Genomic DNA, 25348 nt, shown 5'->3' on the forward strand with positions numbered 1-25348 from the left:
CGTCAGCAAAGGAAATAGGGAAATGTCGGCAGAACAGAACTTCTCCAACGCGAAGTTCCTGACCGTGGCTGAAGTCGCCCAGGTCATGCGCGTCTCCAAAATGACTGTGTACCGGCTGGTGCACTCCGGCGAAATGCCGGCAGTGCGCTTCGGCCGCTCCTACCGGGTTCCGGAACAGGCCGTTGAGCAGTACCTCAAAGGTGCTGTCGTGGACGGCCACACTGAGACAGCTTGAGCAACTGTCCGTAGCCGCCTCCCGGAAGCGGTACCCTGTTAAGGAACGTTTTACGTCATTGTAAGAATCTGTCAGTTGTTCAGTTCGTAGCTCTGTCCACGAACATTTCCATCAGACAGGTACTGCATCTAGTTTGTAAGGAACTTACGTGGGTTCAGTTATTAAGAAGCGTCGCAAGCGTATGGCCAAGAAGAAGCACCGCAAGCTGCTTCGCAAGACCCGTCACCAGCGCCGCAACAAGAAGTAGAGATACTTCAACAGCGCAGAAATGCCCGTCGCCTTCCGAGGCGGCGGGCATTTTCTTGTGCTGTCCCCAACTAGGTAGCAGTAGGTGTCGTTTTGAGGGCCCAAAACGACACTTACGGCTACCTAGATGCGCGGGCCCCGGATGCGGGCGAAGCCCTTCCAGAGCCCGTAGACGGCGCCGCCGGCCGTTGCGGCTTTGAGGCCGAACGTGGCTGCTCGCCGGCCGGACCGGAAATCGTAGACCGGCCAGTTGTTGTCGCGGGCGTGCCGGCGCAGGCGGGCATCCGGGTTGATGGCCACCGGGTGGCCCACCAGGGTGAGCAGCGGAATGTCGTTGTAGGAGTCGCTGTACGCCCAGCAGCGCTTGAGATCCAGCTCCTCGGCGTCCGCAATGGCCTGGACAGCCACGGCCTTGGCCGAGCCGTGCAGGATGTCACCCACCAGGCGGCCGGTGTACATGCCCTCGGAAATTTCCCCCACTGTCCCCAGCGCTCCGGTCAGCCCCAGCCGGGTGGAGATCACGGTGGCCACTTCGATGGGGGTGGCGGTCACCAGCCACACCCGGCGGCCCACGCGCAGGTGCTGCTCCGCCAGCGCTTTGGCGCCCGGCCAGATGCGGGAGGCGATCATTTCGTCGTAGACCTCTTCGCCGAGCGCTTTGATGTCATCAACCGTGATGCCTGCGGCCAGAGTCAGTGCGGAGTCGCGGACTGCGTGGACATCATCCATGTTTTCGCCGCGGGCCACGAACTTGAGCTGCTTCCACGCGAATCCGGCGGCCTGGGCCATGGTGAACGCCCCGCGCTGGTGCATCTTGCGGGCAACGTGGAAGAGGCTGGCGCCGCGCATCAGGGTGTTGTCCACATCGAAGAACGCCGCCTCGCCCGGTTGCGGCGCAGCAACCGGTTTGGTGACTACGGCAACGTACTTCTCCTCGGGCATGCAGTCGAGTCTAGTCAATCCACTGTTCAATCCCCGTTTAGCCTTGTCCACCCCTTGCCCGGCGTCGCCGGACCCGGGGGAACGGGACTACGGTTAAGGCATGGCCACACCCCGCGTTGTCCTGATCACCAAGGCAGACTGCCACCTCTGCGAAGACGCGCGCGACGCCGTCAGCCGGGTTACCGCCTCGCTGGGACTTGAGTGGAGCGAAGAGCTGGTGGACCACCAGCCGGAACTCCGTGAGCGCTACGCGGAAGAAATCCCTGTGGTGCTGGTGGATGGCGTGCAGCGCGACTTCTGGAAAATCGACGAAGCCCGGCTGGCACGCGTGCTCCAGCGGGCCATGGCACAGTAGGGGAGCAGAACCGTGGCGGAGAGGCTTGTCGTGTCCTTTGCATCGGCGGCACCTGCTTTGATGGCATCGCCGGTTGGGCCCTAGAGTGGAGTCACAACGCGATGCGAGGGAGGGGCTGGTGGCTTCGCTGGATTCAACCCCCCAGGCTGTCCCGGACCTGCCGGGAGCCGCGGGCACGGCAGCCAAACAGATTCCGCCCGCTGCAGTGGCCCGGCTGACACTCTACCTCCGTGCCCTCAATACGCTCCTGGCCGAGGGCGTGGAGCGGGTCTCCTCCGAATCCCTTGCCGAGGCCTCCGGCGTCAGCTCCGCAACGCTCCGCAAGGATCTTTCCCACGTGGGCTCCTACGGCACCCGCGGTGTGGGCTATGAGGTGCAGTACCTCAGCCGGCACATCGCCGCCGCCCTGGGCCTCACCCACGACTGGAAGGTGGCCATCGTCGGTGCCGGCAACCTGGGCAAGGCCCTTGCACGGTACGGCGGCTTCGAATCCCGGGGCTTCGACGTCGTGGCCATCTTTGACGCGGACCAGATGGTGGTGGGCAACGAGGTCGGCTGGCTGCGCGTCAGCGATGTGGCGGACCTGGAAACCGTGCTCCACCGCACGGGAGCCAATATGGTGGTCCTCGCCCTGCCCGCGTCCGTGGCCCAGGACATCTGCGACCGCGTGGTGGCGGCCGGGGTCCGCAGCGTCCTCAGCTTCGCCCCCATCATGCTCCAGGTGCCGGAAGGCGTTAACCTTCGCAAGGTGGACATGGCAACGGAACTGCAGATCCTCGCCTATCACGCACAACGGGCGCAGGCCCCGGGGCAGACCGCCTAGATTACGTCAGCGGTGCTTGCTGGTTCCGGGGCCCACGCCCGAAGGGTGGGTGGTGCTTGGAGTTACCGGCCGTACGGGTTACCCATATTGCCGCCGTAAGGGTTGGCGAACGGCTGCTGGCGCCGGAAATACGGGGCCGAGGCCGGCAGGTAGAGCAGCACGATGGCCGCGATCCCCAGCAGGGTGCCGATGGTTGCAAAGCTTGGCGGGCCGAAGAGGCCGAAGATGGACAGTGCCGCGAAGACCGTGCCCAGGATCCGTGCCCAGTTCTTGCCCTTGCGGACGAAGAACGCCACCAGCAAGTAGAGGGCGAGCCCGATGATGGCGAACACCACCAGGGTGCCGGCGATGACGCCCTTCATATCCTCGTAGGTGACTCCAGCGCCGCTGCCCTCGATCTGGGTTTCGAAGGCGTCTCGGAACATGGGATCGTCCAGCGTGGTCAGCCCGGTCAGCATCGAAATGACAAAGATCGCGGCGGATGCAATCAACAGCCAGAAGGAGATGTTGACCATCTGGGGGACGCCCGTGCTGCCGGACGGCTGGGGCTGCTCCGACGGATACTGCGCGTAGGGGGACTGTCCGTACGGCTGCTGGCCATAGCCGGGTGCTGCCGGCGGATTCTGTCCGAACTGCGGCGGGTTCTGCCCGTACTGGGGTGCGCCGGACTGGCCGTACTGCGGGGCATTCTGCCCATACTGCGGTGCTCCGGACTGCTGGCCGTACTGGGGCTGGTTTTGGCCATACTGGGGTGCATTCTGGCCGTAGCGCGGACCCTGGCTGCCAGACTCGGAGCCGGGCTCGGGCTCGTTCGGAACGGGAGGCGGGACGGGGGGAGTGCTCATGGGCGGTCCTTTTGCGTGTCGGGTTCCAGGTAAATCGCCGGGATCGGTCCTGTCCCCTACCCCCAGCATCACTTACGTCCACCGTACCCCCGGGCAGGCGCCTTGTGGGTCATTCGGAAGAGGTATTCCCGGAGCGGGCCGCCGTGAAGAAGGCTTGGGAATTGGGCAGCCACAGCAGGACCGTTGCCGCCAGGCTGATGAGGAACGTTGCCCAGTTGCCGCCCTGGCCCACGCCCATCATGGCGTTGGCCACCGCCAGGATTAGGGTGGCGCCGGTGAGGGCCGTGAGGCCCAGCCGGGCCCAATGCTTTCCGTCCTTCATGGCAAGGGCGAGGACAATCTGCGCAGCACCGACCGCTGCCGCCAGCAGCATGAGCAGGAGCACCAGCGTGGCCGCCCCTGGTGCCGCGGCAAAGAGCACCAGCGACGCCAGCATGCCCAGCATTCCACCCAGCATGCCCAGGATGCCGCCCACAAACCAGATCCAGAAGGAGACCTTGAGTTCGGTGGGCAGGCCCGTCACCAGGAACATTCGGGCAAAACCGCTCCGCGGCGCGCTGGGTGAATTGCTCATGGCCCTCACTGTAAACCCCGCCGGGACCCGGAAGGAGCGGTGTGCTTAAAGACGGCACCCCGGCGCCGGACTGCGGGAGTCCAGGGCCGGGGTGCCGGAGCGGAAGGAATTATGCCGCGGGAGCGATGAAGGCGAGTTCGAGGTTGATGGCAACCTTGTCGCTCACCAGGACGCCGCCGGTCTCGAGGATGGCGTTCCAGGTCAGGCCGAAGTCCTTGCGGCTGATGGTGGTCTCGGCGGAAACGCCTGCACGGGTGTTGCCGAAGGGGTCAACAGCCACACCGTTGAACTCGGTGTCCAGGGTGACGGGGCGGGTGACACCCTTGATGGTCAGGTCGCCGGTCAGCTCGTAGCTGTCGCCCTTGGCCACGAGGCCGTTGGAGACAAAGGAGATTTCGGGAAACTTCTCCACGTCGAAGAAGTCCTCGCCCTTGACGTGGCCGTCGCGGTTTACGTCGCCGGAATCAAAGCTGGCGGTGTTGATGGTGGCGTTGATCCGGGCGCCGGTGACGTCCTCGGGGAGGTCAAGGGTGGCGTCGGCTTCGGTGAACTGGCCGCGGACCTTGCTGATACCTGCGTGGCGGACCGTGAAGCCGATCTCGCTGTGTGAGTTGTCCAGGGTCCAGGTGCCGGTGGTGATGTCTGCGGGAAGTGCCATGGTGATGCTCCTTGGGTTTGCGAACTGTCGGGTTTGCTGTTGAAACTTCATCTGTTGAAGTCTCAACTAACTGCTGCATCCAGTATAAACATGCATTTGCATGTTTTGTTCCCGACTTCGGAACATTTCTTCAAAAACTTCAGTTCTACTCTCTGTAGAAGCCTGTGCGGGAGATTTCGGATCGCACGCCATCTTTGAGAAACTGGTAAACATGCCCCAAGCCACTGTCCATTTGCTCCGCCACGGCGAGGTCCACAATCCCGACGGCGTTCTGTACGGACGGCTGCCCGAATTCCACCTCTCCGAACTGGGGCAGGAGATGGCACGCACCCTCGCCGAACACTTCAGCCGCCGCGCCGCCGGCGGTGCCCGTATCACCTACCTGGCAGCCTCGCCGCTGGACCGTGCGCAGGAAACTGCCCGGCCGACGTCGGACGCCCTGCGCCTGCAGATCCACACGGACGAGCGGATCATCGAGGCGGAGAACTACTTCGAGGGCATGAGGGTCACCAAGGCTGAACTGCGCCGCCCGAAGCACTGGCCGCGGCTGGTCAACCCGCTGCGGCCTTCCTGGGGCGAACCGTACAAGAAGCAGGCGTCCCGGGTCATGGAGGCGGTCCAGGACGCGCGGCTGCGTGCCATCGAACTGGCGGCCGGGGACTTCGGAACGGACGGGCCGGAAGCCATCATGGTCAGCCACCAGCTCCCCATCTGGGCCACCCGCCTCAGCGCCGAGGGAAAACCGCTGTGGCATGACCCGCGGAAACGCGAATGCACCCTGACCTCCATCACCTCCCTGGTGTTCGACGACGCCGGCACGCTCCTGCGCGTGCAGTACAGCGAACCGGCGGCTTCCCTTCTTCCGGGTGCGTCCAGCACCCCTGGAGCCTAGCTGTGACCCACCGCAATCCCGTGACCTCCCGCCGGAGCCTGCTGGCTGCCGGTGGCCTCGCCCTGACCGCTGTGACCCTGGGCCTGTCCGGCTGCGCCCAGGAGGATGCCCTGGCGCAGCAGGCCAAGGCAGGGGACAACAAAAACTATGTTGCCGGCGACGGCTCCGTGACGGAGTTTGCGGCCGGGGACCGCAAGTCCGCCATCCAGGTCAACGGCACGCTCTTCAACGGAACCACCGTGGCGCCCGCCGACTTCCAGGGCGGGGTGACGGTGCTGAACTTCTGGTTCGCCGCCTGCGCCCCGTGCCGCGTGGAGGCCCCCATCCTGGAAGAGCTCCACCAGGAGTTCAAGGACCAGGGCGTGCAGTTCTACGGCGTCAACCTGCGGGACGAGAAAGCCACTGCCGAGGCCTTCGAGAAGACCTTCAACCTGACCTACCCCAGCTTTGACGACAAGGACGGCGGCGTCCTCCTGGCTGTCTCCGGACTGGTTCCGCCGGGCGCGGTCCCCACCACCCTAGTGCTGGACAAGCAGGGCCGCGTGGCCTCCCGTGTCCTGGGCGAAGTCCAAAAGGGCACCCTGAAGGCCCTCATCGCTGCCGCCGTGGCAGAGTAGCGGCGGTCCGGACCGTGAACAGCCCCTTCGCCGAAGCCATCCTGAACGGCTCGCTCCTGCTTGCCATCCCGGTGGCCCTGCTGGCCGGACTGGTTTCCTTCCTCTCTCCGTGCGTGCTGCCCCTGGTCCCCGGATACCTGGGCTACGTCACCGGGCTCAGCGGCGTGGACCTGCAGAAGCAGAAGCGCGGCCGGATGCTGGTGGGCATCGGGCTGTTCGTCCTCGGTTTTTCCGTCATTTTCGTCCTCCTCGGCGGAGCTTTCGGCCAGCTGGGAACCCTCATCACGGGTTCCCAGAACGCCTGGATCACCCAGCTCCTGGGCATCCTGGTGATTGTCATGGGCGTCGTCTTCATGGGCGGCTTCAGCTGGCTGCAGCGCGACGCCAAAATCTCCGCCAGGCCGCCGGCCGGGCTCTGGGGAGCGCCGCTGCTGGGCCTGACCTTCGGGCTGGGCTGGGCGCCGTGCATCGGCCCCACCTACTCGGCCGTGCAGCTGCTGAGCCTTTCCGGGGGATCGTCCGCGGCCAAGGGCGCCTTCCTGGCCTTCGTCTACAGCCTGGGCCTGGGCATCCCCTTCCTGCTGATCGCACTGGCGGTCCGCCGGGGGATGGGTGTGATGGCGTTCTTCCGCAAGCACCGGCTGGCCATCCAGCGCACCGGCGGGGGCATCCTGGTGGTGCTGGGCCTGCTGATGGCCAGCGGCGTCTGGGGCGCCTGGGTGACCGAACTCCAGTACTGGTTCCAAACCGATGTGAAGTTGCCGATCTGATGAGCGAGCGCGTGAACGTAGAGAAAAAGTCCTCCACCCCGGCGACGCGCGACGGTGTGGCAGCGGCCAAGGCTGACGCCGCGCTTCCCGCCCTGGGTCCCAAGGAGATGCTGCGCTGGGCCTGGACCCAGCTGACCAGCATGCGCACGGCGCTGTTCCTGCTGCTGCTCCTGGCCGTTGCCGCCGTTCCGGGCTCGCTGTTCCCGCAGCGCCCCGCCAACCCGTCCGTGGTCACCCAGTACATCAAGGACAACCCGGACTACGGCAAGCTGCTGGACACCCTGCAGCTGTACGACGTCTACTCCTCGGCCTGGTTCTCGGCCATCTACCTGCTGCTGTTCATCTCCCTGATCGGCTGCGTGGTACCGCGCGCCATCGCCCACTACAAGGCGATGCGGTCCCAGCCGCCGCGAACCCCCAAGCGGCTCTCCCGCCTCCCCGAGTACGGGACCCTGGTGATACCCGCCCGGGCCGGGATCCCGGCGTCGGACGCCATCCACGGCGCCGCCGGACTGCTGAAGAAGCGCGGCTACCGCGTTGAGGTAAGGGACGACGGCGGCGCGCGGCCGTCTTTGGGGGCCGAGCGAGGCTTCCTGAAGGAAGTGGGCAACCTCGTCTTCCACACGTCCCTCATCGGCGTCCTGGTGTCCGTGGCCATCGGGGGCCTGTTCGGCTACAGCGGACAGCGGATCCTGGTGGAGGGGGACACGTTCGTGAACACCCTGGTGGGCTACGACCAGTTCACGCCCGGCACCAATTTCCAGTCCGGCCAGCTGCAGCCCTATTCCATTCAGCTGGACAAGTTCGACATCACGTTCGACCGCGAGTCCGAGGGCAAGTTCGGCCAGCCCATCGATTTCTCGGCGGCAGTGACCACCAAGGAAAACCCGGACGCGCCCGCGCGGCAGGAAACCCTGAAGGTCAACGATCCCGTCACCCTGGGCGGCACCAGCATCTACCTCACCGGCAACGGCTATGCGCCCGTGGTGACCATCCGGGACGGCGCCGGCAACGTGGCCATGCAGGGCCCCGTGGTGGCCAAGCTGCAGGGGGACAACTACTACTCCTCCGTGGTGATCAAGGTCCCCGACGCCGCGCCCGACCAGCTGGGATTCGCCGGCTTCTTCCTGCCCACCGCCTTCATCACCGATGAGGGGGTTTCCTTCAGCGGTGACCCGGAACTCTTCAACCCGCAGCTCACGCTCAACTCCTACTACGGCGACCTTGGCCTGGATGACGGAGCGCCGCAGAACGTCTTCGAACTGGACGTCAAGGACCTGACCCCGCTGAACGCCCGCAACTTGGACGCCGGCGGCATTACCCTCTCGCCGGGGACCAGCTACACACTCCCTGACGGGAAGGGCACCATCAGCTTCGACGGCGTCAAGCGTTACATCGGCGTGGACATCCACCACAACCCCGGCCAGCTCTACGCCCTGATCTTCGCGCTGCTGGCCGTGGCCGGCCTGATCCTCTCGCTGTACGTCAACCGCCGCCGCGTGTGGATCCGCACCGGCACCCACGAGGACGGCCGCACCATGGTTGAGTACGGGCTCCTGGCCCGCGGCGAGGACCACCGGCTTGCCGGGGAAGCGGCAGCCCTCCGGAAGCTGCTGACCGAAGAGTGGCAGTTGGATCCGGACCAGGGCCCGCCCCGGCCCTCACAGGAAACTCCCGGCAGCCCGGGGGACAATAGCACCGGAGCTGCCGCAACCACAGGCCCAGCCACCACCCCAGCCGGCCCCACCGGGCCCGAAAAGGACCAGTAATGCCGTACGGAATCAACGAAACCATGGGCCAGTACAGCGAGCTCTTTATGCTGCTGGCGGCCGGCACGTACACCGTCGCCTTCATCGCTTTCGCCTGGGACCTGGCCAAGAGCAGCAAGGCGCTGCGCGCGATCGACCTCAAGGCTGCGCAGGCCTCGCAGTCCGGCCAGGCCCAGGACGCAGCCAGGGTTCCGGTGGCAGCCGGGGTGGGGGAACACGCCGCAGCCGCTGATGGCTCCCGTGCCGACTCCGCCGCGGCGCACCTGGGCGGACCGGCCGGCAGGGCCGAGCGGCCGTCGTCGTCCACCACCAAGGCAGCGGGTACGGGAGGCGGGGGAGTCATCACTGCCGACGCCGACATGCGCTATGCCGCGGAACGCCGCGCACCCGCGCGGGTGGCGGTGGCCCTGACCATTCTTGGCGCCCTGATCCACGCCGCCGGCGTGCTGACCCGTGCGCTGGGCGCCGGCCGCGTGCCGTGGGGCAACATGTACGAATTCCTCACCACCGGCGCGTTCGTGGCCGTGGCGGTGTTCCTGCTGGTGCTGGTCCGCCGCGACCTCCGCTTCCTGGGAACCTTCGTGGTGGGCCTGGCCATCATTATGCTGGTGGCCGCCTCCGTGGCCTACTGGACTCCCGTGGGGCACCTGGTTCCCGCCCTCCAGAGCTACTGGCTGATCATCCATGTGTCCATCGCCGTGCTGTCCTCAGCCCTCTTCACCCTGACTTTCGCGATGTCCGCGCTGCAGCTGGTCCAGTCCCACCGCCAGAAAACGGTGGCTGCCGGCGGGGCGGACAAACTGGGCTTCATGCGCCTGGTGCCCTCCGCGCTGAGCCTGGAAAACCTGTCCTACCGCATCAACGCCATCGCCTTTATCGGCTGGACGTTCACCCTCATGTTCGGTGCCATCTGGGCAGAAAAGGCCTGGGGGCGGTTCTGGGGCTGGGACACCAAGGAAGTGTGGACCTTCGTGATCTGGGTTGTCTACGCCGGATACCTCCACGCACGGGCCACCCGAGGCTGGACCGGCACCCGGGCCGCCTGGCTCTCGATCGTGGGCTACCTCTGCGTGGTTTTCAACTTCACCATCGTTAACCAGTTCTTCAACGGGCTCCACTCGTACTCAGGGCTCTGAGCAGGACTTCTGTGGAGTTCCCGGGTGCCCGGAGACTTCTAAAATCGATGTAGCAACAGGGCTGTTCCCGGTCAGCCGGTAATGCTACGTTGGTTTCGTGCGCCCGTGATGAAGTTTGCTGGCGGAACAACAGTTTTTCCTGAGGTACCCATGAGCTATGTTCTCGCCGTTGACGTGGGAACCAGCTTCACAGCTGCTGCCATCGCCCGTTTTGACCAGGGCGGTTCCTCTCCCGAGTGCCTGCCGCTGGGACTCCGTGGAACCTCGGTACCCTCTGTTCTTTTTTACCCCGACAACGGCCCCGTCCTGGTGGGGGAAGCCGCAGAACGCCGCGGCCTGGATTCCCCCGGGCGGGTTGTGCGGGAATTCAAGCGCCGCATTGGCGACGCCGTGCCGATCTCCGTGGGCACACTGTCCCTGGCCGCCGAGGACGTGTTCGCCACCATGGCCCGCTGGGTGGCAGACCGTGCGGAAGAACGCCAGGGGGCGCCGCCGTCGGAAATCATCCTGACGTACCCCGCTGCCTGGGGCTTCCACCGCACATCCCTCATCAAAGGCGCCCTCGCCGCCAAGGGGCTCCACAACGTCACGCTGCTGACGGAACCGGAAGCCGCGGCACTCCATTACGCATCCCAGGTTCGGGTGGAGGACGGCAGCATCATTGCCGTCTATGATCTGGGCGGCGGCACCTTCGATACCGCTGTCCTCCGCAAGGAGGCCAGCAGCCGGTTTGAACTACTCGGGAAACCGGAAGGCTTTGAACACATGGGCGGCGCCGATTTCGATGCCGCCCTTTTCCGCTTTGTGGCTGAACATACGGATGGCGCCCTGGCCCGGCTGGACCCGGCAGCCCCCGGAGTGCTCGCCGCGCTTTCCCGGCTGCGGCGGGAGTGCGTGGAAGCCAAAGAAGCGCTCTCCAGCGACAGCGAAGCCAACATCTCCGTGCTCCTGCCCGGCATCCAGCAGCAAATACGCATGGTCCGCCCCGAATTCGAAGCGCTGATCGAAGACCCCGTCCGGGACACCGTGGATGCCCTGGAAGAATCGCTAAGCCAGCTTGGGCTGGAGCCGGCTGACCTTACCGCCGTGCTGCTGATTGGCGGATCCTCCCGCATCCCCCTGGTTGCACAGCTGATCTCGGAGCAGCTTGACCGTCCCATCGCCGTGGACGCCGATCCCAAGGCCTCCATCTGCATGGGCGCAGCAGTTTCCGCGGTGTTGGGCCGGGCGGCTCTGGCGGCTGCCGCCGCGGCGGAATCGAGTCCGGCCGAAGCTCCCGGTGGGGCTGTTTCCAGCCCCGCCCCGGATGGTGCGCAGGCGCCGCTGCGGCTGGCCAGCTGGTCCCGGAACCCCACGCCTGCCCCGCAGTCCCTGGCGGCGGCAGCCCTCAGCCAGGGCCATGGTGACAAGGGCGGAGCTCATGCCCCGAAACCGCGGGTGCGGCTTACTGCCGTGGCGGCCACCGCCGTCCTGTTCACTGTCCTCACCGCCACGGCCGCCCAGAGCCCGGCAGGATTCAACAGCCTGGCCTCTGTGTTCGTCCCGCCGGCCGGGGCCTCCAATGACCGGGCGGCGGTGCCCGCCACTGGCGCCGCGGGCGGCGGCAATGGTGCCGGCGCGGCGGCCGGGGCTGCGGGAGACGTCCAGGTCCCGGTGGGAGGCATCGATTCCGGCATGCAGCGGGCCGCTGCGTCCCAGGCACCCGGCCCCGTGGCGGACGGGAAGGTGCCTTCCATCCGGTCCATCGAGAAGGGCGCCTCCGAAGGGCCCTCCGTCAGCGCCGTAGCCGCAGGTGGGGCCGCCGGCACCACTGCGCCGGGGGATCCGGCGACTACTGACGAATCAACGCCGACCGGGACGCCGACCACTGGCGGAGCGACCCCCACCGTTGATCCAACAACGACAGAAGCCACGGAGCCGGGCACGTCGAGCCCTTCGCCCACGGCATCTGACAGCCAGCCTGAGACGCCGACACCCTACGTTACGGATTCCGGTACGGGGTCAAACACGGCGGAGCCCACGCCGACGGAGACGACGGCCACACCAAGCGAACCTGGCCGATGGCTTAAACCGGTGAAAGGTTCGAAGTCGCGGGATCTCACGGCTTCCCCTTCACCGACGGTCCAGGTATCGGCGTCCCCGACGGAAAACAATCTTGTCACCTCTGTGGCGGAGGAGTCCGTGGGCTCAGGTCCGTCCGGCACGTCCACTGCCACGGACACCGCCACGGCCACGACGACAATTCCGGCGGCCTGACATGGTCAGCTACCAGCCGCACACGCAAAAGACCGCATTCCGCCATCCGGAGCCGGACCATCAGGTGGCGGCACTGCAGAGCGCAGAACTCATGGCCAGCCAGCTCAAAGGTGAGAACGCAGCAGTCCGGGAACTGCTGCTGGCGTTGTCCGTGGGTTTTGCCCTGCCGGGACCGCTGCCTTCAGACCTGCAGCGCAAGATCGACGGGAACGGTGTGGAGAGCCTTGACGCCCTGGTGCAGAGGGCAGAGTCGTCAGGCCTGTTGACTCCTGACGGGGCCGTCGTCGGCCCGGCCCGGCACGCGCTGCTCGCCGTCGCCCCCACCACCAAGGTGCATGCGCTCCAGCGGGAGCTGGTGGGCGTCTACGCGGCCAACGGCCAGCCGCTGGGAGATCTCGCCCGGGAACTGGCGCGCACCGGACTTGCCGATCCGCGGGTGGCAACCGAGCTGGAGCATGCGGCGGACAAGGCGCTGGAGCGCGATCCCGGACTGGCGTACCAGCTCTACGATGAGGCCCTGCTGGCCGGCACCGACGAGAAGGCCACAGCGGCCCGGCGTGCCCAGGCCGCGGCGGCCAACGGCGACCTCGACACGGCCACCCGCATCGTGGACACCCTGTTGGGGCAGGACAGCCCACCGGACGTCCGCCGCGCCGCGGATGTGGCAGCCGCGGTGTGGGCCCAACGGGGAATGCTGGCCCGCGGAGCGGATGTCTACAGTTGGCTGGGCCCCTCCCGCATAGGCCAATCCGCGCCCCTTGCCGCCGTTACCCTGATCGGCTGCGGCGACCTGTCCGGTGCTGAAAACATCTTCGGGGCCGACGCGCCGCCCGCGTCGCCCACGCTGCTTGCCGCCACCCTTGCCCACCTTGGAAGAGGCATCCTCCAGTCCCTGGCGGGGGACCCGCACCAAGGACTCCAGACCCTGATCCACGCCTCAGACATGCTGAACGCGGGGGGTGCTGCGCTTCCCCTGCCGGAGACTCCGGCTGCACTGGCGGCGCTGGTGGCGCTGCACAGCGGAGAGCCGAACCTTGCGGAAACAATCTGCCGGTCCGCGGCCGCCGCCGGGCAGGGAGGCGATACCGCCAAACCGCGCCTCTTCCTGCTGCAGGCGTGGTCAGCGATGATGCAGGACAGGCTCGAGGATGCCCGGCTCGCGATCAATGAGGCATCCAAAGCGAACCACTGGCCGCTGGTGCCGCGCGATGAATTCCTCTGTTCGGCCCTGGAAGTGGGCCTTGCCCGGCGCAACGCCGATTTCCCCGAGCTCATCAAGGCCTGGGAACGGGCGCGCGAAGCGACGCTTCACACCGCCGTGGACCTGTACAGCCTGCTGCCCTGGGGGGAGCTCATGATCGCAGCCGCCCGCCTTCGGGAGGGCCGCAGGGTTGCCCCGTACCTCAATGACGCATGGGACCTCCTGGAGCGCCTGGGCAATCCGCCGCTGTGGGCCGTGCCGCTGCACTGGGCTGCCGTCCAGGCTGCCCTGTTGAACGAAAGCCCAGCCGACCTGGCACCGCACGCAGCAGCGCTCGCCCGGGCCGCAGGGCAAAGCCACCTGGCGGCCGTACTCGCGGCGGCCGGCAAAGCGTGGGTAACAGTTCTGGCCGAGAGGTTCCGTCCTGATGACGTCGAGGCGGCGGCACGGGGCCTGGGGCTGGTGGGAATGCCCTGGGAAGGGGCACGGCTTGCCGGCCACGCCGCGGCCCGGGCGGACGAGCGCAAGGACATGGTGCGCCTGCTCTCCTGCGCCCGGGAACTCCACCCACAGGCCAGTTCGGCGGGCCCGGGGGCTCCGGCGTCCTCCGAAGCCCGCAACGCTCCCCCCACCGAGGCAGGTAATGGCATGCAACCAGACGGCGCAGGGCTGAGCGAGCGGGAAAAGGAAGTGGCCCGGCTGGTGCTCGACGGCAAGACCTACCGGGAAATTGGCGAGGCCATCTACATTTCCCCGCGCACCGCTGAGCACCACATTGCCCGCATGCGGCGCAGGCTGGGCGCGGAAAACCGGTCGGACCTGATGGCCAAGCTGCGCCTTGCGCTTGGCCCGGAGAACCAGGCCCATGACCAGTCCCCCTAACACCCCTAACGGGGAGGTCCCCGGTTCCCCACCAGGGGCGCCGGCGGTAAGGGGGACCGGCCCGATGCCGGTTCCCCACAAGAACAATAGGTTTGATCCAAGGCATCAGGGCCGGCGCACCGAAATAAAGACGATCTGAGGACCAGCACATGACAGTGGCAAAGGAAGTGGTCCAGTTCCTGATGGACATCTTCGGAGACCGCCAGGCGGCCCACGACTTCCTGGATGATCCCGAAGGCGTCCTGGAGAGGCACGGCCTGGCCGGTGTCAGCTCCGCAGATGTTGACGCCGCCATGCCGGTTGTCCTGGACTACGCCCCCTTGAGCGTTACGGCTTCCACCGTTGACCGGGAGATCAGTGCCGGCACTGGCCACGCCGGGAGTGGCTGGAGCCCGCTTCCCTCCGGCGGAGGCCACGACGACGACCACGGACAGGCGGTGGAGCAGCTCACCCACGTCGTGGCCAGCTACTCCTTCCCGTCCACACCGGATGACCGCGGCGCCACGGCGGACCAATCCCCGGCACTCAACATCTGGGCCGACGGCGACGTGGAGCAATGGTTCGACAACGACTCCGTGCCGGCTTTCGGCGACCCCGCCATCGGTGCCGGAACCGGGATGGGATTTGCTGACATCCGGATCGACGGCCTCTTCGACCTGGACGCGGACAGCGACGCCGCGACGGTGGGCGCCGGCGGGGCCGTCCACCCGGCCACCCTGATCGACGAATCCTTCACCGAAGAGCAGCCGACATTCGTCGAGGTGGATGTGGATACCGCCGGTGCCGGGCTCGAGTTCACGGAGGACGACGCGGCCACCATTGACATCGACAACGACATCGACGACGCTGGCGCTGGGGAGGCGGCGGACTCCATGGACTTTGGTGCCTAGCAGCCGCCCCCGGTCCCCGAACGGTATTTAAGGCGTAGTACAGAGGACAGGCTGTGGCAGAAGCAGGACCGGCACACCCAGCAACTCCGGTGACGGCCGGCCAGCTGATCCAGCTTGTGGAGCACGGACTCCAGCTCGTGGGCACCGGGGACCGGGAGGACCTCCGGAAACGCCTTGAGCTGGCATTGGGGCGGCTGAGGGATCCCAGCATCCGGATCATCGTGGTGGGTGAGTTCAAGCAAGGTAAAAGCAAGTTCATCAACGCCCTGGTGGGTGCGCCGGCCTGCCCCGTCGATGACGACGTCGCCACGTCCGTTCCCACGGTTGTCCGCTACGGGGACCCGGCCTCGGCAGCGATCCTGGTCCCCACCTCCGACGCGGACTCCGGCGATGACGGTGCCGTTGACCGCCAACCGATTCCCGTCGCCGACCTCCCGGCTTATGTTTCCGAACAAGGCAATCCCGGCAACAGCAAGAAACTCCTGGCTGCAGAGGTATGCCTGCCCCGCAGGATCCTGGCCGGCGGGCTCGTCGTCATCGATTCACCCGGCGTGGGTGGCCTCGGGTCCGCGCACACCCTGGCCACCCTCACGGCCCTGCCCACCGCCGATGCGATGCTCCTGGTCTCGGACGCCTCCCAGGAATACACCGAACCGGAGCTGCGCTTCCTGCGGCAAGCAATGCGGATTACTCCGAACGTTGTGGGGGTGCTGACCAAGACCGACCTCTACCCGGACTGGCGGCGGGTGGAGGAGATGGACCGCTCCCATCTCGGGAACGTAGCGCCCGGGATCCCGCTGTTTGCCGTCTCCTCCGACCTCCGCCTGGAGGCAGCACGCCTGCAGGACAGCGAGCTGAATGAGGAATCCGGCTTCCCCGCACTGGTTGCCCACCTCCGCAGCGGAATCGTGGAAGGGGCACAGCGGCTCCAAGGCCGCTCCGTGAGCCAGGACCTGCTCGCCGTCACCGAGAACCTGCGACTCTCCCTGCAATCGGAGCTTGAAGCACTCGAGAACCCTGGCGGCACACCCCAGATGATTTCGGAGCTGGAGGCGGCCCGGGCCGAGGCTGACGACCTTCGGAAACGGACCGCACGCTGGCAGGTCACCCTCAGCGACGGCATTAGCGACCTCATCGCCGATATGGAGTACGACCTCCGCAACCGTCTCCGCCACATCCAGCGGGAAGCTGAAGCCGCCATTGACCAGGAGGACCCGGGACCGGCCTGGACTGATTTTTCCAAGTGGCTGGAAGTATCCACCGCGGCCGCCGTCTCTGACACCTTCGTCCTCACCAGCGAGCGGGCGCAGTCGCTGGCCGGGCAGGTGGCTGACCATTTCGCCGCGGACGAAGTCCCGTTGCCGGTGATGCAGGTGTCCCATTCCGCCGACGTGCTGGATCCCGTGGACGCGATGCCGGGGATGGACCCCGGGCACGTCAACCCCGTGCAGAAAGTGCTGATCGGCATGCGGGGCTCCTACGGAGGGGTGCTGATGTTCGGGCTCCTGACCGGCATCTTTGGTATGGCGCTGATCAACCCGTTCTCCCTGGGTGCCGGTCTCCTGCTGGGACGCAAGGCATACCGGGAAGACAAGGAAGCGCGGCTCAAGCGCCGGCAGGGGGAGGCCAAGGCCCTGGTCAGGCGGCAGCTCGACGACGTGACTTTCCAGGTGGGCAAGCAACTGAAGGACCGCCTGCGGCTGGTGCAGCGCTCCATCCGCGACCACTTCACTGAGATAGCCGACGAGCACCACCGCTCCCTGGCCGACTCGGTGTCCGCGGCACAGAAAGCCGCCAATACCTACGCCCTGGAAAAGGACGCCCGCATCAGGGACATCAAGGCTGAGCTCAAGAAGGTGGATGCACTCCACCGGTCCGCGCAGGCCGTTGCCGCCGAAGTATCCGGAACCATGATGCCGGCGGGCGGCCCCCGATGACTGGTTCAACAGTTGCCGGTGCCGCTGGCCTGGTCCAGGAGGCGCTGGAAACCTACGCGGATGATCCGGCCAGCGTGGCCAGCCTCCAGCGTATTGCCCGGAGGCTCGCGGAGCCGCTGCGTGTGGCCATTGCGGGCATGGTCAAAGCCGGCAAGTCCACCCTGCTGAACGCGATTCTCGGCGAGGAGATAGCGCCCACGGACACGGGGGAGTGCACCCGGATCATCACCTGGTACCGGCACGGGCACACTCCCCGCATCACCCTCCATCCCACCGGCGGCGAGCCCAGGGTGCTGCCGCTCAAACGCGTGGACGGCCGCCTCGTCTTCGTGCTGGGGGATGTGGACGCGGCGGATGTGGACCGGCTGGAGGTGGAGTGGCCGTCGCCGGCACTGCGGGACATGACCCTGATTGATACCCCCGGCATCGCTTCGCTGTCCCGTGAGGTGTCCGCCCGCTCCACCGCCTTCCTGGCCCCGGCGGACACCGAGTCCGAGGCGGACGCCATCGTCTACCTGATGCGCCACATGCACGCAGCGGACGTTCGGTTCCTTGAGTCCTTCCGGGACACGGAAGCGGGCCGCTCGGGAACGGTCAACGCAATCGCGGTACTCTCCAGGGCCGATGAGGTTGGTGGCGGCCGCATCGATTCGCTGCTCTCCGCCGGAGAAATCGCTGACAGGTACCGCCGGGACCACAACCTGCGGAAACTCGCGCTGGGCGTCGTGCCGGTGGCAGGGCTCCTTGCCCAAAGCGCGCGGACCATGCGCCAGCAGGAATTCGCCGCCCTCCAGCTGCTGGCGGGCCTGGACCGCGGCGACCGCGAGAAGGCACTGCTCTCGGCGGACAGGTTCATCCGGTCCACCATCCCGGAAGGGCTGGCGGCGGAGGCCAGGGCCTCGCTGCTGGCAAGGTTTGGCCTGTTCGGGATCCGGCTGGCCGTGGTCCTGATCTCCAGCGGATTCAATGAACCCACCCCGCTGGCCCACGAGCTGGCCCGGCGCAGCGGCCTGGATCCTTTGCTGGACCTGCTGGGCCGCCAGTTCCAGGCACGGGCCGAGGCGCTGAAGGCGCGCACGGCTTTGGTGGCGGTGGAGTCCCTGCTGCGCACCTCGCCCCGCCCGGGCACCGGGCACCTGGCTGCGGCCCTGGAGCGGCTGCAGGCCAATGCGCATGAGTTCCGCGAACTGCGGCTGCTGGCCGTCCTGCGGACCACGGGCGTGCCGCTCAGCCCCGAACTGGCGGCGGAAGCCGAGGGCCTGATCGGCGGCCGCGGCGCTGCGCCGCATATGAGGCTGGGACTGGATGCGGACACAGCGCCCGGCGACATGGCTGACGAAGCCCGCCGGTACCTGCTGCGCTGGCGCGCGGTGGCGGAGAGCCCGCTGACGGACGGGCTGGCCCTTGATGCCTGCCGGGTTGTGGTCCGCAGCTGCGAGGGCGTGCTGGCGGAGTCGTTTGCCCGCCAGCGCCAACCGGCCTGAAGGACGGCCGGGGGAGTGCTCTCCCGGCGGAGACCTATTTCAGTCCGTCGTTATCGTGCTCGTCGGTCTCGTGCTTGTCTTTCCCGCCGTCGACGTCCTTGGCCTTGGCATCCAGCTCATCCTTGAGCTTCTTGAGGCGGGCGGCTTCCGCCTCCTGCCGGCGGCGGACCTCCAGGTTGCGGAGGAAGTCCGGGTCATCGTCCGGGGCGGTGGGATGGCGGTAGTCCTGCCGCTGCGGGGGTGTGCCGCGCGGCCGGCCGATCAGGAGCCAGAGGATCGCGCCCAGTACCGGCAGGACGATCATGACCACGATCCAGGCGGGTTTGGAAATTCCGCGGGTAAGGCGCCCGTCGGTCCGGATCACGTCGACGAGGCCATACACGAAGATGGCGAGGATTGCGACGGCCAAAGCCACACGGAAGAGCATGCCATTAAGTCTATCGTCAGGAGGGGCAGGGGCCGCAGGCGGGAGGCGGCTAAACTTGAATAGTGGCCTTTTTGAAATATTCCCTGATCCGCCTGGCTCTCTTCGCGCCCCTGTTCGTGCTCTTCACCTTCCTGGGGCTGGGCGCCCTCATGTCCGTCATCTGCGCGGCCCTGATCGCTTTCGCCGTGAGCTACCTGTTTTTCCAGAAGCAGCGGGACGACGCCGCGGCGGCACTCCAACACCGTTTTTCCGGCAAGGCCAAGCCGCTGCGCTCCGCCGGCGAAGTCCAGGACGCGCACGCCGAGGATGCACTGCTGGACGCCAACCCCGACGTCACCATCAGCAATGATGCGAAGGGCCGCAAGCGCCCATAAGCCCCGCCACCCCCTGCAGGCTTTGGTCCGCTAGAAGCCCCGGCTAAGCACCAGCCCCAGTGAGAACAGCAGGCTGTAGCCGAGGTTGATCAGTCCGGTCTGCTTGAGGACCGGGATAAGGCTCTTGCGCTTGCGCCCGTTGATCATCAGCCACGCGGGCATGAGGCAGGCCGGAATCAGCAGCAGCACTATCAGCATCCACGGCCGGCCGGGAGCCAGGATCACCACCAGCAGGATGGCCACGGCCAGCATCAGCACGTAGCTTTCGCGCGCATGCTTATCGCCCAGCCGGACCGCCAGGGTCTTCTTGCCGGCCTGCATGTCCGTGGGGATGTCCCGGACGTTGTTGGCCATGAGCAGGGCGGTGGCGATCAGCCCGGTGCCGATTGCACCGATGATGGCGGGCAGGTTGATCAGCCCGGCCTGCGTGTAGGTGGTGCCCAGGGTTGCCACCAGCCCGAAGAACACGAACACGAACACGTCGCCCAGGCCCATGTAGCCGTACGGGTTCTTGCCGCCGGTATAGCCCCAGGCGGCCATGACGCAGCCCAGGCCCACCAGGATCAGCCACCAGCTCTGGGTGATCACCACCAGGACCAGGCCAAACACCATGGCGGCCGCAAACGCAGCAAACGCCGCCCGTTTCACGTGCTCAGGGCTGGCCGCCCCGGATCCCACCAGGCGCAGCGGGCCCACGCGGTCATCATCGGTCCCCCGGATGCCGTCCGAGTAGTCGTTGGCAAAGTTCACCCCCACCTGGAGCAGGAGGGCCACCAGCGCCGCGAGGATGGCGTTGAACAGGAGGAACGAACCCATCTCGTAGGCTGCGGCGGAGCCGATCAGCACCGGCGCAATCGCTGCGGGCAGCGTCCGGAGCCGGGCGCCTTGGATCCATTGTGCGGCTGTAGCCACGTTAAGTACCTCGCGTGTGTTGGGGGCTGCAGGAGGGGGTCCTGCCGGGTGGTGCAGGTCTACTTTACTTTCCCTGGTGCCGGGCTTTGAGTTCTGCGGTCATGGCCAGGCGGTCCGGTTTGCCGTTGGGAAGCATCAGCAGCGCGGAGGCCGCCAGGACGGTTTTGGGCGCAAGGACCCCCAGCATCCGGTGCCACTGCTGTTCAAGGACGACGGCGGTGTCCCCGCCTTCCGCGCCCGGAGCCGGCGCGGGGTCCGCCAGCGCCACGTAGGCCGCCACGGCCTGGCCCCACTCGGCGGAAGGCACCCCTGCCACGAAAGCCGCCGCGACGCCGTCGGACTTCTCCAGCTCTTCCTGCACGTGAGCGGCGGAAACCTTCACGCCGCCGGTGATGATCACGTCGTCGGCCCTGCCCAGCACGGTCAGCCGGCCGTCGTCGTCAATGCTGCCGAGATCGCTGGTGCGGTACCAGCGCACGCCGTCCTCCTCGAAAAACGTGTCCGTGCTCTCCGGCGACTCGAGGTAGCCCGCAGCGATGGTGTCCCCGCCCAGCAGGATGCGGCCGTCCTCCTCGACCCGGACCGAGACGCCCTCCAGCGGGAAACCGTCGTACACGCAGCCGCCGCAGGATTCGGCGGAACCGTAGGTGGTGATCACCCGCACTCCGGCCTCGCGGGCGGCGGCCAGCAGGGATGCCGGCGCGGGGGCGCCGCCCAGCAGGACGGCGTTGAAGCGGCGGAGCGCGGCCAGGGTCTCCGTCGACGGAGCGTCGAGGAGCCGCTGCAACTGGGTGGGGACCAGCGAGGTGAACCGGATTTTGTCCGTGAGTTCCTGGGCCGCGGCGGTGAAGGCCTCGGGCGTAAAGCCGTGGGACATGTCCATGACCCACGGGCGGGTGCCCGCGAACAGGGAGCGCACCAGCACCTGGATGCCCGCAACGTACTGCACGGGCAGCGCCAGGAGCCACTGGCCTTCGCCCTTGAGCGCCAGGGCCGTAGCCATCGAGGACGCCGCCAGCGACTCGACGGTCAGCACGGTGGCCTTGGGCGCGCCCGTGGAGCCGGACGTACGGACCACGGCCACCGCGTCATCGCAGCCCGGAGTCTCCACGTGCCCCACCACCAGGGCGCCGTTCTCGCCGATGGAGAGTTCGACGGCGGGTCCCTCGCCATGGAGGGCGGCCGCCAGGGCTTTCAGGGCCGGCTCGATGTTGATGGGGCCGGCGGCTTTCGCTGGAGTATTCATGTTCCGCTCCTGCCTAGAAGTAGTGCGGGAAGGTGGACCAGTCGGGCTCGCGTTTTTGCAGGAAGGCTTCCTTGCCCTCCACCGCCTCGTCCGTCATGTACGCCAGCCGCGTGGCCTCCCCGGCGAACACCTGCTGCCCGGCCAGGCCGTCGTCGGCAAGGTTGAAGGCGAATTTCAGCATCCGGATGGCCTGCGGCGACTGCCGTGCGATGTCCGCGGCGTATTCCAGGGCCACCTCTTCGAGCCGTTGGTGGTCCACGGCCTCATTGACGGCACCCATCCGAACCATGTCCTCAGCGGAATATTCGCGGGCAAGGAAGAAGATCTCGCGGGCTGCCTTCTGCCCGATCTGGCGGGCCAGCAGGGCCGAGCCGTAGCCCGCGTCGAAACTGCCCACCGTGGCGTCCGTCTGCTTGAACTTGCCGTGCTGGCGGGAGGCGATGGTGAGGTCCGCCACCACATGCAGGGAGTGCCCGCCGCCGGCCGCCCAGCCGTTGACGACGGCGATGACCACCTTGGGCATGGTCCGCATGAGCCGCTGGACTTCCAGGATGTGGAGCCTGCCGGCACGGGCGGGGTCGATGGTTTCCTGGGTTTCGCCGTCTGTTTCTTGTATTACATACCTGTAGCCGTCCCGGCCCCGGATCCGCTGGTCCCCGCCCGAGCAGAACGAGTGCCCGCCGTCCTTGGGGGAGGGGCCGTTCCCGGTGAGCAGGACGGTGGCAACGTCTGGGGACATCCGCGCGTGGTCCATGGCCCGGTAGAGCTCGTCCACGGTGCCCGGCCGGAAGGCGTTGCGCACCTCGGGCCGGTTGAATGCGATCCGGACCGTCGGCAGGTCACGCACCCAGCCGCCGTCGGAATCCCGCTCCACCTGCCGGTGGTAGGTCATGTCCTGGAAGTCCTCGAAGCCGGCCACGGTGCGCCAGCGGGAGGGGTCGAAGACGTCGGACACCTGGGCGGGAATCTGTTTGCTCACCGTCCAAGTCTAGTAATCGGCCTCAGCTGATGCAGAACTCGTTGCCCTCGGGGTCCGCCATGGTGTGCCAGGAGTGCGGCCCCTGGCTGGCCGTCCACAGGAACGTGGCGCCCCGGGCCTCAAGTTCCCGGCGGACCTCGTCCTTGTCCCGGCCGGCCAGGTTGATGTCCCAGTGCACGCGGTTCTTCACCGTTTTGGCCTCCGGCGCCGTCTGGAAGAGGAGGCGCCGTTCCGGCGCCTTGGACTCGAGTTCCTCCATTGGGCGGATTGCGCAGCCCTCGCGCCACACCAGGTTGCCCCGGTGGGTCATGGTCATGTCCTCCGTGGCGAAGCCCTGCTCGATCATGGAGCGGATGAAGGCGGCGTCCTGGGGCTCCACGGACCACCCGAGGGTTTCAGCCCACCAGTCGGCAAGCTCGTGCGGACGGGTGCAGTCGATGACTATCTGGATGTTCAGTCCCATCCCACCAAGGTACGGTGGCACGTGCTGCCGTGGAAGGCCCGGCAAGGATTGTATAACGATAGAAAGTTCTCTTGACACATTGTCATGACATAAGTCACAGTTGGGCGGAAAGGCTTTTCCCTTCCGGATTGTTTTCCGGCGGGCAGCGCCACCACTTTCACCCAGGGCCGCCAACGGAGGGCCCGGAGCCCAGCGAGAGACAGGACAGACCATTGTCAGAGAAGACAAGAATCTCCAGCATCAGCCGCCGCCAGTTCGGACTGACGGCGTTCGGACTCTCGGCCCTGGCCACGGGGCTTACGGCCTGCGGCGGCAGCAGCGGAGGCGGATCGGAAGGCGGCGCAAAAACCCTGCAGCTGGTCCTCTCCGGTGACACCAACCAGGGCGGCGCCTTCGCGGCCGCGGCCAAGAAGTACCAGGAAGCCACCGGCATCACCATCGAGGTGGTGGACGTTCCCACCGCGGATATCACCACCAAGCTCAAGAACGCGGCCACGGCCAATGATCTCCCTGCCCTGGCCCGCGTCACCGGCCTGGATCCGCTGTGGGTCAACCAGCTCCAGGACCTCTCGGACATCGCCCAGTCCCGCGGAATCGACCAGAACTTCCTGCAGGAATCCCCGGACGGCATCATCCCCGCCATACCCTCCGACCTCACCGCCGTGGGCCTGTTCGTCAACAAGAGCCTGTTCGACAAAGCCGGTGTCAGCTACCCCACCGACATTGCACAGGCGTGGACCTGGGACGAGTTCGTGGCCGCGGTCAATGAGGTCCGCGAGAAGGCCGGCGCCAAGTACGGCTTCGTGATGGACCGCTCCGGCCACCGCCTGCGCGCCATGATGTACGAGTTCGGCAGCACCGCCTTCGCCAAGGAAGGGGACAAGTACTCTGCGGACGACGAGGCCGTGGAAACCCTCGAGTACTTCCAGAAGATCAACGATGACCAGACCATGCCCAAGTCGGTCTGGCTCAGCGGCGAGGACGGCAACGCGATGTTCAAGAGCGGCCAGGTTGCCGCGTACTACTCCGGCAGCTGGCAGGTGGCGGACTTCAACAAGAACATCAAGGACTTCGAGTGGCTCTCCGTGCCGCTGCCCAAGAAGGAAGTCAGCGCCACCAACCTCGGCGGCGGCTTCATGATCGCGTTCAAGGACACCGGCGCCGACGAGGAAGCCAAGAAGTTCATCGACTGGTTCTACGAGGACGCCAACTACACCGAGTTCGCCAAGCTGGGCGGCTACCTGCCGGTGAAGGACCTGCAGGTGGAGTACCCGTTCCAGCAGGCCTCCTTTGAGCTGTACCAGAAGCAGATCGCCGGCAACGAGGCCAAGGGGGACAACGCCATCAAACGCGTGGTGGCCGAGGCCTACGCGGAAACCCCGTTCTCCGGCGACCCCCTGCGCGAAGAGACCGTCAAGATGCTCTCCGGCAGCCAGGATGCCAGGACCACGGTGGACAACATCGTGAAGCTCTACAACGGAGCCTGATCCGTGGCCAACCCAACCATGAGCACCACGGTGGCGCCGCGGGCACCGGAACCAGGCGCAGTCCGGAGCAAGTCCCAGCAGAAGCGCCGGAACCGCTACGTCATCGCACCGCTGGTCCTCATCGGCGTCAACGTGGTGCTCTTCCTGGTCTTCTTCGTCTGGCCCGGAGCGCTGGGGCTGCTGTATTCCTTCACGGACTACCGCGGCGTGGGCAAGCTGAACTTCATCGGCCTGGCCAACTTCCAGAAGCTCTTCGCGGACGGCACCTTCTACGCCGCACTGGGCAGGACCTTTGTGTACACGGTCCTGTCCGTGCCGCTGATCTACGTCTGCTCCCTTGGGGTAGCCGCGCTGCTGGTCAGCAAGGCAGTCCGGGGACGCACCGCGGCCAAGATCGTCATTTTCCTGCCCTGGCTGATTTCACCCATCGTGGTGGGCGTCATCTGGAAGTGGATGTTCGGCCAGGACTTTGGGTTCGTGAACTTCCTGATCACCAGTGCCGGCGGCAGCGCGGTCCCATGGTCCAGCAATGGCAACCTGGCCCTCACGGTGGTCATTTTCGCCTCCGCATGGGGCGGGACGGCCTTCAACATGCTGCTCTTCATCGCGGCCCTGAAGAACATCCCGGAAGCCCTGCTGGAGGCAGCGGAACTGGATGGCGCCAACGCGTGGCAGCGCTTCCTGAACGTCACCCTCCCGGGCATCGCGCCGACGTCGTTCATGGTCATCCTGCTCTCCACCATCCATGCCATGAAGGAATTCGCCATGATCCAGGCCCTGACCAACGGCGGCCCCGGAACGGAGAACACCCTGATCGTGCAGTACATCTACAAGACCGGCTTCGAGCAGTCCAAGGTGGGGTACGCCAGTGCCGCCTCCATGGTGCTGATGGTGGTCCTGCTGGCGATCGCCCTCATCCAGCTGCGCTTCAACCGGAAGAAGGCCTGA

26 protein-coding genes are annotated in these 25348 nt (G+C 66.6%); 17 read left to right on the top strand and 9 right to left on the bottom strand.

The window, feature by feature from the left end; translation table 11 throughout:
• Positions 1-22 precede the first annotated feature (22 nt).
• Together IEX43_RS16120 and IEX43_RS16125 are read left to right on the top strand one after the other, a co-directional pair.
• Positions 23-235 (top strand): helix-turn-helix domain-containing protein, encoded by a 213-nt coding sequence (locus tag IEX43_RS16120; protein ID WP_066278759.1) that lies wholly within the window; start codon positions 23-25, stop codon positions 233-235.
• Between the two features lie 148 nt (positions 236-383).
• Positions 384-482 carry a 30S ribosomal protein bS22 gene (locus tag IEX43_RS16125; RefSeq protein WP_003792170.1) on the top strand — a complete coding sequence of 33 codons (99 nt, stop codon included), beginning with the start codon at positions 384-386 and terminating at the stop codon, positions 480-482.
• 122 nt (positions 483-604) lie between these two features.
• Here IEX43_RS16125 and IEX43_RS16130 read toward each other — a convergent pair whose 3' ends face one another.
• Positions 605-1423, bottom strand: a complete 819-nt coding sequence (locus IEX43_RS16130; RefSeq protein ID WP_104184663.1) for an HAD family hydrolase — start codon at positions 1421-1423, stop codon at positions 605-607.
• 100 nt (positions 1424-1523) lie between these two features.
• Here IEX43_RS16130 and IEX43_RS16135 point away from each other — a divergent pair, with 100 nt between their 5' ends.
• On the top strand, positions 1524-1778 hold the full coding sequence (locus IEX43_RS16135) for a glutaredoxin family protein (protein ID WP_066278753.1): 255 nt from the start codon (positions 1524-1526) through the stop codon (positions 1776-1778).
• A gap of 118 nt (positions 1779-1896) precedes the next feature.
• Positions 1897-2601 (top strand): redox-sensing transcriptional repressor Rex, encoded by a 705-nt coding sequence (locus IEX43_RS16140; protein WP_066278751.1) that lies wholly within the window; start codon positions 1897-1899, stop codon positions 2599-2601.
• Positions 2602-2663: 62 nt separating this feature from the next.
• Here the strand turns inward: IEX43_RS16140 and IEX43_RS16145 are convergent, their stop codons facing one another.
• The 3 genes from IEX43_RS16145 to IEX43_RS16155 all read right to left on the bottom strand — a co-directional run bounded on the left by IEX43_RS16145 (position 2664) and on the right by IEX43_RS16155 (position 4678).
• Entirely contained in the window at positions 2664-3446 is a 783-nt protein-coding gene (locus IEX43_RS16145) for a hypothetical protein (protein ID WP_188812601.1), read from the bottom strand.
• Positions 3447-3555: 109 nt separating this feature from the next.
• A complete protein-coding gene (locus IEX43_RS16150) occupies positions 3556-4020 on the bottom strand; it encodes a hypothetical protein (RefSeq protein ID WP_188812603.1) in 465 nt (154 codons plus the stop codon).
• A 109-nt stretch (positions 4021-4129) separates the two neighbouring features.
• On the bottom strand, positions 4130-4678 hold the full coding sequence (locus tag IEX43_RS16155; RefSeq protein ID WP_188812605.1) for a YceI family protein: 549 nt from the start codon (positions 4676-4678) through the stop codon (positions 4130-4132).
• Between the two features lie 211 nt (positions 4679-4889).
• Between IEX43_RS16155 and IEX43_RS16160 the strand changes: the two genes are divergently transcribed.
• The 10 genes from IEX43_RS16160 to IEX43_RS16205 all read left to right on the top strand — a co-directional run bounded on the left by IEX43_RS16160 (position 4890) and on the right by IEX43_RS16205 (position 18512).
• A complete protein-coding gene (locus IEX43_RS16160; protein WP_188726884.1) occupies positions 4890-5570 on the top strand; it encodes a histidine phosphatase family protein in 681 nt (226 codons plus the stop codon).
• A 2-nt stretch (positions 5571-5572) separates the two neighbouring features.
• Positions 5573-6187, top strand: coding sequence for a TlpA family protein disulfide reductase (locus tag IEX43_RS16165; protein ID WP_229666501.1), 615 nt, complete (start codon positions 5573-5575; stop codon positions 6185-6187).
• 14 nt (positions 6188-6201) lie between these two features.
• The gene (locus IEX43_RS16170; protein WP_188812606.1) at positions 6202-6957 is read left to right on the top strand and encodes a cytochrome c biogenesis CcdA family protein; all 756 of its coding nucleotides are present in this window, start codon (positions 6202-6204) and stop codon (positions 6955-6957) included.
• A complete protein-coding gene (gene resB / locus IEX43_RS16175; protein ID WP_188812608.1) occupies positions 6957-8726 on the top strand; it encodes a cytochrome c biogenesis protein ResB in 1770 nt (589 codons plus the stop codon). The genes IEX43_RS16170 and resB overlap by 1 nt, the downstream gene beginning before the upstream one ends.
• Positions 8726-9862 carry a c-type cytochrome biogenesis protein CcsB gene (gene ccsB, locus IEX43_RS16180; protein ID WP_188812610.1) on the top strand — a complete coding sequence of 379 codons (1137 nt, stop codon included), beginning with the start codon at positions 8726-8728 and terminating at the stop codon, positions 9860-9862. The genes resB and ccsB overlap by 1 nt, the downstream gene beginning before the upstream one ends.
• A gap of 150 nt (positions 9863-10012) precedes the next feature.
• Positions 10013-12118, top strand: a complete 2106-nt coding sequence (locus tag IEX43_RS16185) for an Hsp70 family protein (RefSeq protein WP_188812612.1) — start codon at positions 10013-10015, stop codon at positions 12116-12118.
• A gap of 1 nt (position 12119) precedes the next feature.
• Positions 12120-14201, top strand: a complete 2082-nt coding sequence (locus tag IEX43_RS16190; RefSeq protein WP_188812614.1) for a LuxR C-terminal-related transcriptional regulator — start codon at positions 12120-12122, stop codon at positions 14199-14201.
• A gap of 149 nt (positions 14202-14350) precedes the next feature.
• Complete coding sequence (locus tag IEX43_RS16195) at positions 14351-15091, top strand: IniB N-terminal domain-containing protein (RefSeq protein WP_188812616.1); 741 nt, start codon at positions 14351-14353, stop codon at positions 15089-15091.
• 53 nt (positions 15092-15144) lie between these two features.
• Positions 15145-17028, top strand: a complete 1884-nt coding sequence (locus IEX43_RS16200) for a dynamin family protein (protein ID WP_188812617.1) — start codon at positions 15145-15147, stop codon at positions 17026-17028.
• A complete protein-coding gene (locus IEX43_RS16205) occupies positions 17025-18512 on the top strand; it encodes a dynamin family protein (protein WP_188812619.1) in 1488 nt (495 codons plus the stop codon). Before IEX43_RS16200 ends, IEX43_RS16205 begins: the two co-directional genes overlap by 4 nt.
• A 34-nt stretch (positions 18513-18546) precedes the next feature.
• On the opposite strand, the gene IEX43_RS16210 is transcribed toward IEX43_RS16205, so the two are convergent.
• On the bottom strand, positions 18547-18939 hold the full coding sequence (locus IEX43_RS16210) for a PLD nuclease N-terminal domain-containing protein (protein ID WP_188812621.1): 393 nt from the start codon (positions 18937-18939) through the stop codon (positions 18547-18549).
• 62 nt (positions 18940-19001) lie between these two features.
• Between IEX43_RS16210 and IEX43_RS16215 the strand changes: the two genes are divergently transcribed.
• The gene (locus tag IEX43_RS16215) at positions 19002-19313 is read left to right on the top strand and encodes a DUF4229 domain-containing protein (protein WP_188812623.1); all 312 of its coding nucleotides are present in this window, start codon (positions 19002-19004) and stop codon (positions 19311-19313) included.
• Between the two features lie 30 nt (positions 19314-19343).
• On the opposite strand, the gene IEX43_RS16220 is transcribed toward IEX43_RS16215, so the two are convergent.
• The 4 genes from IEX43_RS16220 to IEX43_RS16235 all read right to left on the bottom strand — a co-directional run bounded on the left by IEX43_RS16220 (position 19344) and on the right by IEX43_RS16235 (position 22913).
• Complete coding sequence (locus tag IEX43_RS16220) at positions 19344-20225, bottom strand: 1,4-dihydroxy-2-naphthoate polyprenyltransferase (RefSeq protein ID WP_188812625.1); 882 nt, start codon at positions 20223-20225, stop codon at positions 19344-19346.
• 64 nt (positions 20226-20289) lie between these two features.
• On the bottom strand, positions 20290-21471 hold the full coding sequence (locus IEX43_RS16225; RefSeq protein WP_188812627.1) for an AMP-binding protein: 1182 nt from the start codon (positions 21469-21471) through the stop codon (positions 20290-20292).
• Positions 21472-21484: 13 nt separating this feature from the next.
• On the bottom strand, positions 21485-22450 hold the full coding sequence (locus IEX43_RS16230; RefSeq protein WP_188812629.1) for a 1,4-dihydroxy-2-naphthoyl-CoA synthase: 966 nt from the start codon (positions 22448-22450) through the stop codon (positions 21485-21487).
• 22 nt (positions 22451-22472) lie between these two features.
• Positions 22473-22913, bottom strand: a complete 441-nt coding sequence (locus IEX43_RS16235; protein ID WP_188812631.1) for a VOC family protein — start codon at positions 22911-22913, stop codon at positions 22473-22475.
• Between the two features lie 212 nt (positions 22914-23125).
• Here IEX43_RS16235 and IEX43_RS16240 point away from each other — a divergent pair, with 212 nt between their 5' ends.
• Together IEX43_RS16240 and IEX43_RS16245 are read left to right on the top strand one after the other, a co-directional pair.
• Positions 23126-24400 (top strand): ABC transporter substrate-binding protein, encoded by a 1275-nt coding sequence (locus IEX43_RS16240; protein WP_188812633.1) that lies wholly within the window; start codon positions 23126-23128, stop codon positions 24398-24400.
• Between the two features lie 3 nt (positions 24401-24403).
• Positions 24404-25348, top strand: coding sequence for a carbohydrate ABC transporter permease (locus tag IEX43_RS16245; RefSeq protein WP_188812635.1), 945 nt, complete (start codon positions 24404-24406; stop codon positions 25346-25348).

The sequence above is a fragment of the Pseudarthrobacter polychromogenes genome, assembly GCF_014644495.1.
Classification (GTDB): domain Bacteria; phylum Actinomycetota; class Actinomycetes; order Actinomycetales; family Micrococcaceae; genus Arthrobacter; species Arthrobacter polychromogenes.

Coding starts and splice junctions, on each gene's coding strand:
- IEX43_RS16120 (WP_066278759.1), top strand. CDS start 23: ATGTCGGCAGAACAGAACTTCTCCAACGCGAAGTTCCTGACCGTGGCT.
- IEX43_RS16130 (WP_104184663.1), bottom strand. CDS start 1,423: ATGCCCGAGGAGAAGTACGTTGCCGTAGTCACCAAACCGGTTGCTGCG.
- IEX43_RS16135 (WP_066278753.1), top strand. CDS start 1,524: ATGGCCACACCCCGCGTTGTCCTGATCACCAAGGCAGACTGCCACCTC.
- IEX43_RS16145 (WP_188812601.1), bottom strand. CDS start 3,446: ATGAGCACTCCCCCCGTCCCGCCTCCCGTTCCGAACGAGCCCGAGCCC.
- IEX43_RS16150 (WP_188812603.1), bottom strand. CDS start 4,020: ATGAGCAATTCACCCAGCGCGCCGCGGAGCGGTTTTGCCCGAATGTTC.
- IEX43_RS16155 (WP_188812605.1), bottom strand. CDS start 4,678: ATGGCACTTCCCGCAGACATCACCACCGGCACCTGGACCCTGGACAAC.
- IEX43_RS16160 (WP_188726884.1), top strand. CDS start 4,890: ATGCCCCAAGCCACTGTCCATTTGCTCCGCCACGGCGAGGTCCACAAT.
- resB (WP_188812608.1), top strand. CDS start 6,957: ATGAGCGAGCGCGTGAACGTAGAGAAAAAGTCCTCCACCCCGGCGACG.
- ccsB (WP_188812610.1), top strand. CDS start 8,726: ATGCCGTACGGAATCAACGAAACCATGGGCCAGTACAGCGAGCTCTTT.
- IEX43_RS16185 (WP_188812612.1), top strand. CDS start 10,013: ATGAGCTATGTTCTCGCCGTTGACGTGGGAACCAGCTTCACAGCTGCT.
- IEX43_RS16190 (WP_188812614.1), top strand. CDS start 12,120: ATGGTCAGCTACCAGCCGCACACGCAAAAGACCGCATTCCGCCATCCG.
- IEX43_RS16195 (WP_188812616.1), top strand. CDS start 14,351: ATGACAGTGGCAAAGGAAGTGGTCCAGTTCCTGATGGACATCTTCGGA.
- IEX43_RS16205 (WP_188812619.1), top strand. CDS start 17,025: ATGACTGGTTCAACAGTTGCCGGTGCCGCTGGCCTGGTCCAGGAGGCG.
- IEX43_RS16210 (WP_188812621.1), bottom strand. CDS start 18,939: ATGCTCTTCCGTGTGGCTTTGGCCGTCGCAATCCTCGCCATCTTCGTG.
- IEX43_RS16225 (WP_188812627.1), bottom strand. CDS start 21,471: ATGAATACTCCAGCGAAAGCCGCCGGCCCCATCAACATCGAGCCGGCC.
- IEX43_RS16235 (WP_188812631.1), bottom strand. CDS start 22,913: ATGGGACTGAACATCCAGATAGTCATCGACTGCACCCGTCCGCACGAG.